14 protein-coding genes are annotated in these 14,540 nt (G+C 70.7%); 9 read left to right on the top strand and 5 right to left on the bottom strand.

From position 1 onward, the window contains the following. Positions 1–36: 36 nt before the first annotated feature. The gene (locus BBA86_RS11055; RefSeq protein ID WP_083199546.1) at positions 37–1,464 is read left to right on the top strand and encodes an MFS transporter; all 1,428 of its coding nucleotides are present in this window, start codon (positions 37–39) and stop codon (positions 1,462–1,464) included. Positions 1,465–1,535: 71 nt separating this feature from the next. Here BBA86_RS11055 and BBA86_RS11050 read toward each other — a convergent pair whose 3' ends face one another. Further along, positions 1,536–2,945, bottom strand: coding sequence for a DUF6421 family protein (locus BBA86_RS11050; protein ID WP_065571613.1), 1,410 nt, complete (start codon positions 2,943–2,945; stop codon positions 1,536–1,538). Between the two features lie 118 nt (positions 2,946–3,063). Between BBA86_RS11050 and BBA86_RS11045 the strand changes: the two genes are divergently transcribed. The 6 genes from BBA86_RS11045 to BBA86_RS11020 all read left to right on the top strand — a co-directional run bounded on the left by BBA86_RS11045 (position 3,064) and on the right by BBA86_RS11020 (position 8,739). Continuing rightward, a complete protein-coding gene (locus BBA86_RS11045; RefSeq protein ID WP_083199544.1) occupies positions 3,064–3,522 on the top strand; it encodes an Lrp/AsnC family transcriptional regulator in 459 nt (152 codons plus the stop codon). Positions 3,523–3,587: 65 nt separating this feature from the next. After that, on the top strand, positions 3,588–4,529 hold the full coding sequence (locus tag BBA86_RS11040; RefSeq protein ID WP_065571612.1) for a diacylglycerol/lipid kinase family protein: 942 nt from the start codon (positions 3,588–3,590) through the stop codon (positions 4,527–4,529). Between the two features lie 58 nt (positions 4,530–4,587). Next, the gene (locus tag BBA86_RS11035; protein WP_065571611.1) at positions 4,588–5,787 is read left to right on the top strand and encodes a sensor histidine kinase; all 1,200 of its coding nucleotides are present in this window, start codon (positions 4,588–4,590) and stop codon (positions 5,785–5,787) included. Continuing rightward, a complete protein-coding gene (locus tag BBA86_RS11030) occupies positions 5,784–6,425 on the top strand; it encodes a response regulator (protein ID WP_065571610.1) in 642 nt (213 codons plus the stop codon). Before BBA86_RS11035 ends, BBA86_RS11030 begins: the two co-directional genes overlap by 4 nt. A gap of 89 nt (positions 6,426–6,514) precedes the next feature. Beyond that, positions 6,515–7,276 (top strand): ABC transporter ATP-binding protein, encoded by a 762-nt coding sequence (locus tag BBA86_RS11025; protein WP_065571609.1) that lies wholly within the window; start codon positions 6,515–6,517, stop codon positions 7,274–7,276. Continuing rightward, a complete protein-coding gene (locus BBA86_RS11020) occupies positions 7,273–8,739 on the top strand; it encodes an ABC transporter permease (protein WP_065571608.1) in 1,467 nt (488 codons plus the stop codon). The genes BBA86_RS11025 and BBA86_RS11020 overlap by 4 nt, the downstream gene beginning before the upstream one ends. Positions 8,740–8,793: 54 nt before the next feature. Here the strand turns inward: BBA86_RS11020 and BBA86_RS11015 are convergent, their stop codons facing one another. Further along, on the bottom strand, positions 8,794–9,300 hold the full coding sequence (locus BBA86_RS11015) for a hypothetical protein (RefSeq protein ID WP_065571607.1): 507 nt from the start codon (positions 9,298–9,300) through the stop codon (positions 8,794–8,796). A 91-nt stretch (positions 9,301–9,391) separates the two neighbouring features. Here BBA86_RS11015 and BBA86_RS11010 point away from each other — a divergent pair, with 91 nt between their 5' ends. Together BBA86_RS11010 and BBA86_RS11005 are read left to right on the top strand one after the other, a co-directional pair. Next, positions 9,392–11,851 carry a glycoside hydrolase family 3 C-terminal domain-containing protein gene (locus BBA86_RS11010; protein ID WP_065571606.1) on the top strand — a complete coding sequence of 820 codons (2,460 nt, stop codon included), beginning with the start codon at positions 9,392–9,394 and terminating at the stop codon, positions 11,849–11,851. Then, the gene (locus BBA86_RS11005) at positions 11,848–12,507 is read left to right on the top strand and encodes a 2-phosphosulfolactate phosphatase (protein WP_065571605.1); all 660 of its coding nucleotides are present in this window, start codon (positions 11,848–11,850) and stop codon (positions 12,505–12,507) included. Before BBA86_RS11010 ends, BBA86_RS11005 begins: the two co-directional genes overlap by 4 nt. Here the strand turns inward: BBA86_RS11005 and BBA86_RS11000 are convergent. The 3 genes from BBA86_RS11000 to BBA86_RS10990 form a co-directional block, all read right to left on the bottom strand. After that, positions 12,494–12,982, bottom strand: a complete 489-nt coding sequence (locus BBA86_RS11000; RefSeq protein ID WP_065571604.1) for a SprT-like domain-containing protein — start codon at positions 12,980–12,982, stop codon at positions 12,494–12,496. The two genes, BBA86_RS11005 and BBA86_RS11000, sit on opposite strands and share 14 nt — an antisense overlap. Before the next feature lie 43 nt (positions 12,983–13,025). Next, complete coding sequence (locus BBA86_RS10995) at positions 13,026–13,553, bottom strand: hypothetical protein (RefSeq protein ID WP_065571603.1); 528 nt, start codon at positions 13,551–13,553, stop codon at positions 13,026–13,028. Positions 13,554–13,641: 88 nt separating this feature from the next. Beyond that, positions 13,642–14,505 carry a spermidine synthase gene (locus BBA86_RS10990; RefSeq protein ID WP_065571602.1) on the bottom strand — a complete coding sequence of 288 codons (864 nt, stop codon included), beginning with the start codon at positions 14,503–14,505 and terminating at the stop codon, positions 13,642–13,644. Positions 14,506–14,540: the final 35 nt, after the last annotated feature.

Genomic DNA, 14,540 nt, shown 5'->3' with positions numbered 1-14,540 from the left:
CTTTCCCGTGTCGGAGCCCGGCGATACCCTCGCCGCATGAGCGAAGCGACACGGCCGTCGCGCACCGTTCCTCCGGGCGGGATGCGCACGTTCCTGCACGTCCTGGTGAACACCGCCGTCGCGAACGTCACGACGAGCTTCCTGTGGTTCGCCCTCACCTTCTGGGTGTACCTCGAGACGAAATCCGTTCTCGCCACGGGCATCATCGGCGGCGCCTACATGCTGCTGCTGGCGATCTTCGGCATGGTCTTCGGCACGCTGGTCGACCGGTTCCGCAAGCACGCCGTCATGGTGTTCTCCGGGGTCTTCACGCTTGCGGCTTTCCTCGCGGCCGGCGCGATCTACGTCTCGCAGCCGGAGTCCGCCATCCTCGACCTCGGCGGCCCGTGGTTCTGGCTGTTCTCCGGCATCATCCTGACCGGCGCCGTCGTCGAGAACCTTCGCAACATCGCCCTGTCGACGACGGTCACCCTCCTCGTGCCGACCGAGCGCCACGCGAACGCCAACGGTCTCGTCGGCACGGTGCAGGGCATCGCCTTCATCGTGACGAGCGCGCTCTCGGGCCTCGCGATCGGACTCGTCGGCATGGGCTGGACCCTCGGGGTCGCGATCGCCTTCACCGCCGTACCACTCGTCCACCTGCTGTTCGTGCGGATCCGCGAGGATGCGCCGACGCCCGATCCCGGGTCGAAGATCCTCGACATCCGCGGGGCCGCGGCGGCCATCCGGGCAGTGCCGGGCCTGTTCGCACTCATTCTCTTCTCGACCTTCAACAACCTCATCGGCGGCCTCTACATGGCGTTGATGGATCCCTACGGTCTGGAACTGTTCGACGTGAAGATGTGGGGCGTCGTCCTCGCCATCACCGCCACCGGCTTCCTCATCGGCGGCGGCATCGTCGCGGCGAAGGGTCTCGGCAGGAACCCCATCCGGACCCTGCTGCTCGCAGTCGCGGTCATGGGCCTGCTGGGCGCCGTCTTCACGCTGCGGGAGTGGTGGTGGCTCTACGCCGTCGGGATCTGGGCGTACATGACACTCGTCCCCGTGATCGAGTCGGCGGAGCAGACGGTCATCCAGAAGGTCGTCCCCTTCGAACGTCAGGGCCGGGTCTTCGGGGCGGCCACCGCGCTCGAGGTCTCCACCGGTCCGATCACCTCGTTCGCGATCGCCCCGATCGCGGAGTTCTGGATCATCCCGTACCTCCGTACCGACGACGGCGAGCGGACGTGGTCGTGGCTGCTCGGCGAGGGTGAGATGCGCGGGATCGCGCTGATCTTCCTCGTCGGTGGACTGATCATGGTCGCTGCAGCGCTCGCCGCATTCCTGACGCGGTCGTATCGAACGCTTTCTGACGAGTATCGGGAGGCACCCCAGACGGCCGAAGCGGATGCCGCGGTCCCGGACGCCGCACCCGGCATCCCCTCGTCGTCCCGGGAAGCGGCGGGAGGTGTCGCGGGCGACTGACGGCGTGGGCCGAGACGGCTTCGGCGCCCGAGTCCCCCAGAGCCCGGGCGCCGAAGTGGATTCCGAACGCCTCAGGCGTCGGAAGCGCGGATGCCGGCGACGCCGGCGATGACGGGGCGCATCTTCTTCTCGAGCGCCTCGAAGAACATCGACAGCGGGAACTCGTCGTCCAGCACGGCGTCGGTGTACCCCTTCGGAGGTCCGCCGAGAATGTCGTCGGACAGCCCCCGGGCCCACTGCGAGGCCGGGTGCGGCGTCACGGTCCGGCGGACGAGGTCGTACGCTGCGAGCCAGTGCGCGACCTTGGGTCGATCGATCGACTCCCAGTAGAGCCGGTCGATCGCGTCGCTGAGCGCGATGACGGCGTCGGCGACGCGGTCCCACTCGAACGCGAGCGACGTGTCGGTCCAGTGCAGCACGCCGCGCTGGTGCAGCCAGGCGAACAGCAGCTGACCGCCCAGACCGTCGTAGTTGCGGACGCGGGTTCCGGTGATGGCGAAGCGGAAGATGCGGTCGAAGATCACGGCGTACTGGACGAGTCCGGCGTGCTCGAGCATCTCGCCCTCGGCATCCGTCAGCGACGCCTTCGCCGAGAGTTCCTTCTCGATCGCGACGCACTCCCGGAACGCGGTGAGGTCGCAACGCAGCTCTTCGAGCGAGTACAGGAAGAACGGCATCCGCTGCTTGATCATGAACGGGTCGAACGGCAGGTCGCCGCGCATGTGCGTCCGGTCGTGGATGAGGTCCCACATGACGAAGGTCTTCTCGGCCAGACGCTGATCGCCCAGCAGACGGGCGGCGGCCTCCGGCAGCTCGAGGCGGGTGATCTCGGATGCCGCGCGCACGACGCGGCGGTAGCGAGCGGCCTCGCGGTCCTGGAAGATCGCGCCCCACGTGAAGGTCGGCACCTCGCGCATGGCGACCGTCTCGGGGAAGAGGACGGCGGAGTTCGTGTCGTACCCGGGCGTGAAGTCGAGCAGGCGGAACGAGACGAACAGGCGGTTCGTGTACGTCTGCTCGAGCTCGGCGATGAACTCCGGCCAGATCGTCTCGACGAGGACGGCCTCGACCTTGCGGTCGCGAGTTCCGTTCTGCGTGTACATCGGGAACACGACGAGGTGGCGGAGCCCGTCGACGCGGTTCTCCTGCGGCTGGAACGACATGAGCGAGTCGAGGAAGTCCGGGACGCCGAAGCCCTCCGACACCCAGCGGTCGAAATCGGCGATGCTCGCCTCGAGGTAGGCGGTGTCGTGCGGGAAGGCGGGGGAGAGGGCGCGGATGCCGGCGGTGATCGCCTCGACGTGCTCGCGGGCCGCGTCGCGGTCGGCAGTGTCGGGCACCGAGCCGTCGGCGATCTGCAGATCCTGCAGGGCGGTCGCGGCATCCCGCAGCATCACCCAGGCGGCGGAAGTCTCGGCCCGGCGGGCGTCTTCGACGACCTCGGGCATTCCGATGATCGTCGATGTGGTGACGGTGCTCATGGCGGACCTCCTATCGGTTCCTCACGGTCTCCTCGCGATAGTGCGGGAAGATTTCCGGTGATTTCAGCGTAAGGCCGTAAGGATCTCGTGTGCAACCTGTCTGCGGTACCGTCGGAGCGTGCCCGCAGACGAGACCGACCCCGCCGATTCCGCGATCATCGCCGCGCTGTCGAGCAACGCCCGGGCGACGCTCGCAGAGCTGTCGGCCGTTGCGGGTCTGTCCGTATCCGCGACGCAGGCGCGCGTGCGTCGGCTCGAGGCGAGGGGGCTGATCGCGGGCTACCGCGCCGTCATCGATCCCGAGGTCGCCGGCAAGCCGCTCGCGGCTTTCGTCGAGATCACGCCGCTCGACCCCGGTCAGCCCGACAACGCCCCCGAACTCATCGCGCACCTCGACGAAATCGAGGCCTGTCACTCGATCGCGGGCGACGCGGCCTACATGCTGTTCGTCCGCGTCGCCACCCCGCGAGACCTCGAGCGGCTGATCCGCGACATCCGGTCCGCTGCATCGGTCAATACCCGGACCACGGTCGTGCTGCAGACCTTCTTCGAGCACCGCCCGATCTCGCCCGCCTGACCGCAGAGCACGAGGCGCGCTGTCAAGAGGCGGCGCGCCCCGCTCGGCCTGCCTACCGTGGAGGCATGAGCGACACCCCCATCGGCCGCGAGGTCCTCGTCGTCGCCAACAGTCGATCCGGCGCCTCGCTGGGACGGCCCGACCGGGTTCCCGACGTGCGTCGGCGGATGCCGGGGGCCACCGTCCACGAGCTCGCCGGGGATGAGACCCTCGACGACGTCGTGGCGGACGCGATGACCGGGGAGAACCCGCCCACCGTGCTGGCGATCCTCGGCGGCGACGGGTCGGTCTCGCGCGCGGCGCACCTGGCCCGGCGGCACGACCTCACCCTGCTCGTCCTGCCCAACGGCACGTTCAACCACTTCGCACGGTCGGCGGGCATCCCCGATGTCGACGCCGGACTCGACGCCTACGCGGCGGCGGACATCCGGTCCGTGGCGGTCGCCGAGGCGTCGGTGAACGGGGCGGAGCCCATCACGGTGCTCAACGCCGTCTCGCTCGGCGCCTATCCCGAGTTCCTGGCCGAGCGCGAGCGCCGCACGAGCCTCGGCAAGTGGTGGGGCGGCGCCGTCGCCGCGTGGCGGGAGATGCACGACGCGCACGCCGTCGAGATCGCCCGGGGCGGCAGGCGCGCCTCGGTCTGGTCGGTGTTCGCCGGCGTCGGCCGCAACGATCCCGGCCGCATCGCCACGATGCAGCGGGCGACCCTCGGCGATCCGACCATCGACATCCGCGTGCACCATGCGCGCGGCACGCGGGCTCGGGCCATCGCCTCGCTCGCCTTCGGCCGGAAGACGGTCACCGTCCTCCGGGCGCTCCGCGTGATGCCCCCGGCGTCCGACATCGAACGCATCCTCGACGACGACTTCGAGATCGACGTCCGCGCCGGCAGTGCTCCTGACATCTGGGTCCACGACGGCGAACTCGAGGACGTGGGCCAGGACGGCTTCCGGCTGCGGGTCCGGGCGGTCCCCGACGGGCTGCGGGTCTACCTGCCCGCCCGGTGAGCGCGGATACATCCCGAGACGGATGTCCCGCCCTGCCGTGACCGCGTAGCGTTCAAGGGTGTTCCGCTCGCTCCGCCCGTACCAGGTCGCCGTCGACGCGTCCGTCGCGGTGCTGTTCGCGCTGGTGTCCCTGCCGTACGAGCTGGGAACGTCGACCAGTTCGTCCTACGACATCGGCGGATGGGGAGCGATCCCGGTCGTCCTGCTCCTCTCCGCCGCGCTCGGACTCCGCCGGTTCTCGCCGGGGCTCGCGCTCGCCGTCGCCTGGGGTGGCGCGATCGTGCAGATGGGACTCGGACGCGGACCCGGGTTCGCCGACATGGCGATCTTCGCGGTGCTCTTCGCGACTGCCGCCTACGGCACGAGGTTGGTGTTCTGGCTCGGTCTCGCGTCGGTCGTCGTCGGCTCGGGCACGATCACGATCTACCTCTTCCGATGGGCGTTCCTCGGCAGCGGGTCGCTCTCCGACGTCCCGACGCTGATCTTCGTCCTGCTGGCGGCACTGTTCGCACTCGGTCTCTCGTGGACCGCCGGCGCCCTCGTCCGCACCGCGATGCGCGCCCGCGCGAACCGCGCCGCGCAGTCACGCGCCGAGGAGCAGACGGTCGCCGAGCAGGAGCGCACCCGCATCGCCCGTGACATGCACGACATCGTCGCGCACTCCCTCGCCGTCATCATCGCCCAGTCCGACGGTGCGCGGTACGCCGCGGCATCCGATCCCGCCGCGCAGGCCGCGGCGCTCGGCACCATCTCGTCCACTGCGCGGTCGGCCCTGTCGGACGTGCGCCTGCTCCTCACCCAGCTGCGCCACTCGCAGGCCGAGGGCCCCCAACCGACCCTCGCCGATCTCGAGCAGCTGTACGCGCAGGTGCGCGCGGCGGGTGTCGAGCTGCGCGTGGACGTCGATCCGGCCCCGCGCGGCGAGGTCGCGGCATCCGTGCAGCTCTCGGTGTACCGCATCCTGCAGGAAGCCCTCACGAACGCCCTCCGACACGGCGCCCGAACGGGTGTCGACGTCACGCTGGCGTGGCACCCGGACCGTGTCGACCTGCGGGTCCGCAACGACATCGCTCCGATCCCCGAAGGAACGGAGCGCCGCACCGGCGGCCACGGCCTGATCGGCATGCGTGAGCGCGCGCAGCTGATCGGCGGTCGGTTGGATGCCGCGGCCGCCGGGGGCGTCTTCACCGTCGAAGCGTCGCTGCCGACCGGCGCCGCGTCCGAGAAACCCGACCCCCTCGAGAGGAGCGCTCGGTGAGCGTCATCCGCGTCGTCCTCGTCGACGACCAGGCTTTGTTCCGCGCCGGCATCCGGATGGTCGTCGCCTCTCAACCGGACCTCGAGGTCGTCGGCGAGGCCTCCGACGGCGCACAGGCGATCGAGGTCGTCCGCCAGACGCGACCCGACGTCGTCCTCATGGACATCCGGATGCCGGTGATGGACGGGCTGGCCGCGACCGAGGCTCTGCTGGTCGACGCCGATCCGCCCAAGGTGGTCATGCTGACGACCTTCGACCTCGACGAGGCCGCCGCCCGCGCGATCCAGCGCGGCGCCAGCGGATTCCTGTTGAAGGACGCCGATCCCGAATTCCTGCTCGCCGCCATCCGGACGGTCCACGCCGGGTCGTCGGTCATCGCCGCTGCTGCGACGCGGGAGCTGTTCGCGCAGCTGAACGAGCCCGTCCGCGCCGTCCCGCCGGCATTCGGTGAGCTCACCGACCGCGAGCGCGAGATCTTCGCGCTCGCGGCCCGCGGGCTCTCGAACGCCGAGATCGCGGCGCGCGAGTTCCTCTCGGAGGCGACGGTGAAGACGCACGTCTCCCGGATCCTCGCGAAGCTCTCGCTCCGCGACCGCGTCCAGCTGGTCGTCTTCGCCTTCGAGCACGGTCTCGCCTGATCGGCGCACACGGGATCATCCTCGCGATGTAGTCGGTCGAGACGAGCGACCGACGCGGCGCCCCGGGGGTGCTCCGTAGCGTCGGAGACATGCAGATCACGACCACCGAGATGGGCCTCGCCGCCCGCGTCCAGAACCTCACGAAGACCTATGGCGGCGGCGAGAACGCCGTCCGCGCGCTCGACGACGTCACCGTCGGCATCCGTCGTGGCGAGTTCACCGCCATCATGGGCCCGTCGGGATCGGGCAAGTCGACGCTCATGCACATCATGGCCGGCCTCGACGCCCCCGCCTCCGGCTCCGTCTGGATCGGCGACACCGAGATCACCGGCCTGTCAGACGTCGAGCTCACCATCCTGCGCCGCCGCCGGGTCGGCTTCGTCTTCCAGTCCTTCAACCTGGTTCCCACCCTCGACGCGATCGGCAACATCACGCTGCCCTTCGACCTCGACGGACGTCGTCCCACGTCTCAGGAGAGGACCCGTATCGACGGTCTCGTCGAGACGCTGGGTCTCGGGCCCCGGCTGCGGCACCGCCCGCACCAGCTCTCGGGCGGCCAGCAGCAGCGCGTCGCGATCGCCCGCGCCCTTGCGACCGCGCCCGACCTCGTCTTCGCCGACGAGCCCACCGGCAACCTCGACTCCCGCTCGGGGCGCGAGGTGCTCTCGCTCCTCGCCGCCGCCAGCCGCGAGCACGGCCAGTCGATCGCCATGGTCACCCACGACCCTGTCGCGGCCTCGTACGCCGACCGCGTCCTGTTCCTCGGCGACGGTCGGATCGTCGCCGACAAGCCCCGGCAGACCGCCGAGCAGATCTCCGCTCACATGCTCAGCACGGAGGTGACCGCGTGACCGCCCTCGCCCCGTCCGCCGTGAACACCATCGTCCCCGAAGCCGCGCGGACGCCTCGCTTCGCCTGGCTGCGCGAGCGCGGCATGGGTGCGACGATCCTCGTCTCGGCCATCTCGACGGCGTTCGGCGTCGTTCTCCTCTCCGCCACGGGGTACCTCGGCGTCGCTCTCGGCTCCAATCCGGACTACGGGTCGTCCGACACGATGATCGTCGTGCTGGCGCTGCTGAGCGGCATCCTCCTCGCCGTCGCGGTCTACGTCGCCGCGATCGTCACCGCCAACACGTTCTCGACGATCATCGCGGGGCGCACCCGCCGCATCGCCCTCATGCGCCTCATCGGGGCGACCGCGCGCTCGCAGCGCAGCGAGGTCGCGACACAGGGGCTCATCGTGGGAGCCATCGGCGCGGTCCTCGGTCTCGTCGTGACGACGGTCGGCGTCGTCGTGGCCGTCCCCATGCTCGACCGCGCCCTCGAGGTCACCTCGGACTGGTCGCCCGTGCAGCCCGTGCTGCTCCTGCCGGCAGTCGCCGTCGCACTCACGACCTGGATCGCCGCGTGGTCGGGGTCGCGCCGCGTTCTGACGGTCACGCCACTCGAGGCGCTGGGCGGCTCGGTCGAGCGTTCGCGCGAGGAGATCGCCGAGAAGCGGGGACGCCGGGCGGGCGCCGTCGTCCTCGGGTCGATCGGTGTCGTGCTCCTTGTCGGCGGACTCCTCCTCGGCCTGCTGAGCCCCGCCGGCGTGCTCGTCGCGTTCTTCGGCGGACTCTTCTCCTTCACGGCCGTGTCGATCAGCGCGGTATCGGTCATGCCGCCGCTTCTGAAGGCCACCGGACGACTGTTCGGGAAGTCCGTGACCGCGCGCCTGGCCGCGGAGAACGCGGTCCGCTACCCGGAGCGTTCGAGCCGCATGGCGATCGGCGTGGTCATGGGTGTTGCGCTCGTCGTGATGTTCGCCGTCGCGGCGGAGTCGGCCAAGGCCCTCGTGGCGGCATCCGCCGGCGGTGAGCCCGACGCGAGCTTCAACGAGATGATGGACGTGTTCTCGACGGTCATGATGTGCCTCGTCGCCGTCAGCGCCGTGATCGCCGCCGTCGGCCTCGTGAACCTCCTCACGATCGGCATCGTGCAGCGCAAGCGGGAGCTCGGTCTCCTGCGCGCCCTGGGGTTGACCTCCGCGCAGATCCGCCGGATGGTCCTCATCGAGGCGGCGCACGTCACCGTCACGGCACTGCTGTTCGGCCTGACCCTCGGCGTCCTGTACGGCTGGGTCGCGGCGCAGTCACTGCTCGGATCCGTCGCCATGCCGCCGCTGTGGATGTCGCCGACCTTCGTCGCCCCCGCGATCCCGTTGCTCCCGGTCGCGATCGTGATCGTCGCGACCGCGGCGCTCACCCTGACGGCAGCGGTCGCTCCGACGCGGATCGCGACGCGCACGGCTCCCGTCGAGGCGCTGTCGGAGTGACGCGGCGCCGCCCCGCCACGCCCTCGACGGACGTGGCGGGGCGGCCTCCGTTCATCAGTCGGTCTCGGCGGCGGGCGGGTCGTACGACCACGTGGGTGCCAGCGCGCGCAGGCGGAGCCCCCGGTACTGCCACGCCGCCCACAGCACGGGCCACAGCGGCAGGGCAGCGGGTCCACCGATCGTCAGACGGTCGCGCCACAGCGTCTTCGTCGGGTCGCCCGGCAGGGGGCTCACCGCCATCTGGTGGTCCCAGACATCGAGGGTCGCCAGTGCGCCGGTGAGCGGGATGCCGCTGTCTCGGAAGATCCGCACCGGACCGTTCGCGTCCTCCGTGACACGGTCGCTCGCGTGGATGAGCTGCTGGCCGGCGGGGATGACGCCGAGAGCGCGGATTTCGACCGGCACATCGGTTCCCGGTTCGAACGACGTCGGGAGTTCGCCGGCCATCGGCGACATGGTGAGCAGTGGACCGTAGAGCTCGGTGACCGCGCGAGGCGAGTGGAGGGCTCGCCAGGCGGCATCCGCGGTGCAGTCGAGTTCGAGCTTCAGGAGGATCCGCATCGGACCACTCTCGCATTCCTCGGCGGCACTCGATACGTTGGGAGCGCTCCCATCCTCTCGGCGTCATCGTCGACCCCTCGGAAAGACCGCTATGCCTCTCGAACCCGCCATCGAATCCGGCGACCGCTCGCACACCCTGGCCCCCGTCGAGTCGGTCGCGCAGATCTCCTCGATGCTGCTCGACACCGATCCCACCCTCGACCCGGTGCTCGCCGAAGCGGCGCGGGCGGCGGCTGCCGAAGGAGTCGTCCTTCTCACGAACGACGGCACGCTCCCGCTGGGCGAGCGTCCGGTCGCGGTCTTCGGGCGCGTGCAGATCGACTGGTTCGCCGTCGGCTACGGCTCGGGCGGCGACGTCAAGGTGCCCTACATCTGGAACCTGCTCGCGGGCCTGCGCGACGCGGGCGTCCGCGTCGACGACGAGCTGGCGGCGCATTACTCCACGTGGTCCGCCGCGAACCGCCCCGCCTTCGCCGCCACGTGGGGCGAGTGGCCGCATCACTTCCCCGAGATGGCGATCGCCGACGCCGACGTCGCAGCCGCGGCATCCCGTGCGGACACCGCCGTCGTCGCGATCGGTCGCGCCGCGGGTGAAGCGCGCGACAGCATCCTCGAGCCCGGCAGCTACTACCTCACAGCCGAAGAACGGACGCTGCTCGACTCCGTGACCTCACACTTCGCCCACACGGTCGTCGTGGTCGACGCAGGCAACGTCATGGACCTCTCCTGGGTCGTCGACTACGGCGACAGGATCGGCGCCGTGCTGTTCGCGTGGCAGGGCGGAATGGAGGGCGCCCGCGCCGTCGCCGGCGTCCTGGCAGGAGAGTCGGGCCCCAGCGGCAAGCTCACCGACACGATCGCGCGCAGCTACGAGGACTATCCGAGCGCACCCAACTTCGGTGACCTCCACGTCAACGTGTACGCCGAGGACGTCTTCGTCGGCTACCGCTACTTCGAGACCTTCGCTCCCGACCGGGTGCTGTTCCCCTTCGGGCACGGACTCTCGTACACCACGTTCGATCTCGCGACCGCGGCGACGACGGATGCCGAGACGGTCCGACTCGAGGTCGTCGTGACCAACACCGGCGCGCGCCCCGGCAAAGAGGTCGTGCAGGTCTACACTGGGGCGCCCCACGGTGCCCTCGGCAAGCCCGCCCGCCACCTCGCGACGTTCGCCAAGACCGGTCTGCTCACCCCCGGTGAGAGCGAGACCATCCGGCTGGAGGTCCGCCTCGACGAGCTCGCGTCGTACGACGACGGCGGCGCGACGGGTGCCCGGAGCGCCTGGGTCCTGGAGGCGGGCGCATACCCCGTGTACGTCGGGACCGACGTCCGATCGGCCTCGCGCGTCGCCGCGTTCGAGGTGCCCGAGACGCGCGTCGTCCGCACCGCGACCGAGGTCGCAGCCCCGGTGCGCGCGTTCGAGCGCCTCACCGTGGCCCGCGCGGACGACGGTTCCGCCCTCGTTTCGCATGAGACCGTTCCCACCCGCACCGTCCTCCGCGCCGAACGCGTCCTCGGTTCCCTGCCGGTGGAGATCCCGCAGACCGGCGACCGGGGCATCGACCTCGCCGACGTCGCTCGCGGCGCGGCATCCCTCGACGACTTCGTCGCTCAGCTCACCGACGAGGAGCTCTCGCTCCTCGCCCGCGGCGACGTGACGATGGACAGCCCGCTGGGCGCCGCCGGCAACGCCGGCGTACTCGGCGGGGTCTCGGAGTCGCTCCGCGCGAAGGGCGTGTCGCCCGTCACGACGACGGACGGACCCAGCGGCATCCGTCTCTCGGCGTACGCGTCGCTGCTTCCCTCGGGGACGGCGCTCGCCTCGACCTGGAACACCGCCCTGATCGAGGAGCTCGCCGCGCTCCACGGCGAGGAGATGCTGCGGAAGGGGTCCGACGTCCTGCTGAGCCCGGGCATGAACATCCACCGCGACCCGCTGTGCGGGCGGAACTTCGAGTACTTCAGCGAGGACCCGGTCGTGACGGGGCGGATCGCCGCAGCGGTCGTGCGCGGGGTGCAGAGCACGGGCCTGTCGGCCTGCCCCAAGCACTTCGCTGCGAACAACCAGGAGACCAACCGCACGCGGAACGACTCGCGCGTCTCGGAACGGGCTCTCCGCGAGATCTACCTCCGCGGGTTCGAGATCTGCGTCCGCGAGGCGGCGCCCCGCACGATCATGACGTCGTACAACCAGATCAACGGCGTGTGGGCGCACTATCACTACGACCTCGCCACGGTCATCCTCCGCGAGGAGTGGGGCTACGAGGGCGCCGTCATCACCGACTGGTGGATCGAGAACGCCGTCGATCCCGACTTCCCCGCCCTCGAGGACAACGCCTACCGCGTCCGTGCCCAGGTCGACGTCCTCATGCCCGGCGGTGTGAAACGGGATGCCGCGCCCCAGGCGCAGGCCGACACGACGATCCTCGACTCGCTCGCCCGGGAGGACGGGATCACGCGCGGCGAACTCCAGCGGACCGCACGGAACGTCCTCGGCCTCGTCATCTCGCTGAAGCCGGTCGTCGACGCTCGTACGCTGGAGGGATGACCGCGAGCCCGTTCGATCAGTCCCGCTACCAGCTGCGCTTCGACTGGGGGCGGGACGGGCTGACCCGGCTCGCGCCCGCGGACGTGATCGTCGTCGTCGACGTGCTGCGGTTCTCGTCGACGGTCTCGGCGCGCGTCGCCGCCGGTGAGACGGTGCCGCACGACGACGCCGCTCGTGCCGTGTCGCGTAACGGCGCTGCCGTCGCGTCGGCTGCGGCCGAAACGGGCGCGACCGTCTTCCTCGGAAGCCTCCGGAATGCGACCGCGGTCGCGCAGGCAGTCCTCGCCGAGCAGAACCGCCGCGCGGCACGCACGAGCGTGAGCATCGTCGCCGCCGGCGAACTGCACGGATCGGGGGATGCCGCGGTCCTGCGCTTCTCCGTCGAGGACCACCTCGGTGCCGGGGCGGTCTTCGCAGCGCTCGAGACGATAGGCCTCGACCACTCGTCGCCGGAGGCGGCAGCGGCATCCGAGGCGTTCCGTGGGCTTCGGTCCGCCGTCCGCCACCTCCTCACGGCGAGCGGCTCGGGCCAAGAGCTCCTCGACGCCGGCCGCCGCGACGAGGTGCTCGCCGCTGCGGTCCATGACGCGGACGAGACGGTTCCCGTCCTCCGTGACGGCGTGTGGCGCGCCTACGAGGCGATCAGCGCGGCGTGAGGGCCTCGCGTCGGGTGGCAGCGGTGATCTCGCGTCGCCGCCAGGTGATCAGGTAGCGCTCGTCGAACGTCGGCGCGCACCGCGCGCACGAGGTGGCCCGCGTCGCCGCGCGGTGGCGGTAGGCGACGTGACCGGCGGGGCACTCGCCGACCCACGGCGCGAGCTCCGTCGCCGTCTCGCCGCGATGGGTGACGCCGCCGGTGTATCCGAGTGATCGCGCGATGCGCTTCCACTCTGCACCGTGCCCCGCGGCTGAGCCCGCGATCGCGTGGGCGATCTCGTGCAGGATCGTCTGGCGGTTCGTCTCGGTGTCGTAGCGCGCGGCCAGGTATCGCGACAGCGTGATGCGCTTGCGCAGGTAGTCGCACGCACCGGCGCGGCGCTTGGCGTTGTCGAATGCGAAGCTCCACGAGTCGTCGAGCAGCTGCCGTAGCAGCGACTCCGCCTCGCGGCGTACGTCGATGAGGTCGCTCATGCCAGCACGATAGAACCCAGGTACGACACTCGGGTCGAAGGCCTCAGCCGGCGACCGTCGCGCTGTTGCGACGGCGGTCGACGGCGTCGATGGCGAGCAGCGTCGACTCGAGCTGATCCTCGGGCGCCCCCGCCTCCTGTCGCAGGAACAGCGCCTTCTTGAAATCGGCGCGCGCGGCGGCGTCGTCGCCCGCGTCGAAGTGGACCTTGCCCCGGTGCTGGCACCCGAAGGCCGCGACCGCCGACCAGCCCTGCCCCTCGGCCTCCTCGACGCACGTGTTCAGCTCGTGGATCGCGGCGGCGTAGGCGCCGCGGAACTGCTGCACGGTCGCGTGCAGCATCCGGGCGCGAAGCAGATCCTTGCGGGTGCCCGCCATGCGGGCGACGCGCACGGACTCCTCCGAGACGACGAGCGCGTCGTCGAGGCGTCCGAGGACCTTCAGCAGCCACACCTTCTCGAGCATCGCGGCGAGGCTCCGCTGCTCGCCGAGCTCGACGAGGCGGGCCTGGCATTCGTCGAGGTCGACGATCTCTCGGAGAGTCTCCGGGTCGTATCCCTTGATGAAGCCCACAGCTGTTCCTTCCGACCCTGCAACGTGTGCCTCCAGTGTCGCCGCGGCTCGCCCGGAATGCGCTGAGGGCGCGCCGCGCGTCGTGGCCTCAGCGGTCGAAGACGGATGCCGCAGGTGCCGGAGACGGGGTGGAATCGGCATCCGTCATGATCCGCGCATCGCGCGCGAATGCCTCCAGCTCCGCGCCGTGCGCGACCTTCGCGGGGTGGGGACCGGCCGCCATCAGACGCGGCAGCCATTCCATCGGCAACTCCGACGGCGAGGCCGCGATGACGATGTTCCCGAAGCGACCGCTCTTGAGCGTACGCACCTCGGCGAGGACGACCACGTGCTCGAGGACGGAGCGGACCGTCGCGACCTGCCGACGAGCGAAGGCGAGCCCGCTGCCGTCGGCGATGTTGACGAGCAGGATGCCGGTCGGTGCGAGGAGCCCCGCGAGGATCCTGTAGTACTCCGCGCTCGTGATGTGGGCGGGCGTCTGCGCGCCGGCGAACACGTCCGAGACCACGAGGTCCACCTTGCCGACGATGCCCGGAGGGAGGCGTGCCGCGACGTCGCGGGCGTCGCCGATGCGTACGCGCAGCTGACCCGTGCGGGGGAGCGGCAGGTGCTCCCGCACGAGGTCGACGAGCGCCTGCTCGAGTTCGATGACCTGCTGCCGCGACCCCGGTCGGGTGTGCTCGACGTACCGGGGGAGGGTCATGGCGCCCGCGCCGAGATGCACCGCGGTGAGGGGTTCCCCCGGCATCCCCATCTGGTCGATGACGGCCCCCATGCGGGCGACGTACTCGAAGTGGAGGTGCGACGGATCGTCGAGATCGACGTGCGACTGCGGTGTGGTCTCGACGACCAGCTCCCAGCCGCCGGCGAACCGGCCCGGGATGATGCGCGCCTGCCTCCCGTCGGACAGTCTGGCGACAGGCGGGTCGAGGGGGGCGCGGGAACGGGCCATCCGACTACGGTAGCCCGCAGGAAGAAACACGATCG

It is taken from the genome of Microbacterium oleivorans, assembly GCF_001691565.1.
GTDB classification, from domain to species: domain Bacteria; phylum Actinomycetota; class Actinomycetes; order Actinomycetales; family Microbacteriaceae; genus Microbacterium; species Microbacterium oleivorans_B.
The sequence above is the reverse complement of the archived record's forward strand: the minus strand, read 5'-3'. Positions and strand labels throughout refer to the sequence as shown.

Coding starts and splice junctions, on each gene's coding strand:
- BBA86_RS11055 (WP_083199546.1), top strand. CDS start 37: ATGAGCGAAGCGACACGGCCGTCGCGCACCGTTCCTCCGGGCGGGATG.
- BBA86_RS11050 (WP_065571613.1), bottom strand. CDS start 2,945: ATGAGCACCGTCACCACATCGACGATCATCGGAATGCCCGAGGTCGTC.
- BBA86_RS11040 (WP_065571612.1), top strand. CDS start 3,588: ATGAGCGACACCCCCATCGGCCGCGAGGTCCTCGTCGTCGCCAACAGT.
- BBA86_RS11025 (WP_065571609.1), top strand. CDS start 6,515: ATGCAGATCACGACCACCGAGATGGGCCTCGCCGCCCGCGTCCAGAAC.
- BBA86_RS11015 (WP_065571607.1), bottom strand. CDS start 9,300: ATGCGGATCCTCCTGAAGCTCGAACTCGACTGCACCGCGGATGCCGCC.
- BBA86_RS11010 (WP_065571606.1), top strand. CDS start 9,392: ATGCCTCTCGAACCCGCCATCGAATCCGGCGACCGCTCGCACACCCTG.
- BBA86_RS11005 (WP_065571605.1), top strand. CDS start 11,848: ATGACCGCGAGCCCGTTCGATCAGTCCCGCTACCAGCTGCGCTTCGAC.
- BBA86_RS11000 (WP_065571604.1), bottom strand. CDS start 12,982: ATGAGCGACCTCATCGACGTACGCCGCGAGGCGGAGTCGCTGCTACGG.
- BBA86_RS10990 (WP_065571602.1), bottom strand. CDS start 14,505: ATGGCCCGTTCCCGCGCCCCCCTCGACCCGCCTGTCGCCAGACTGTCC.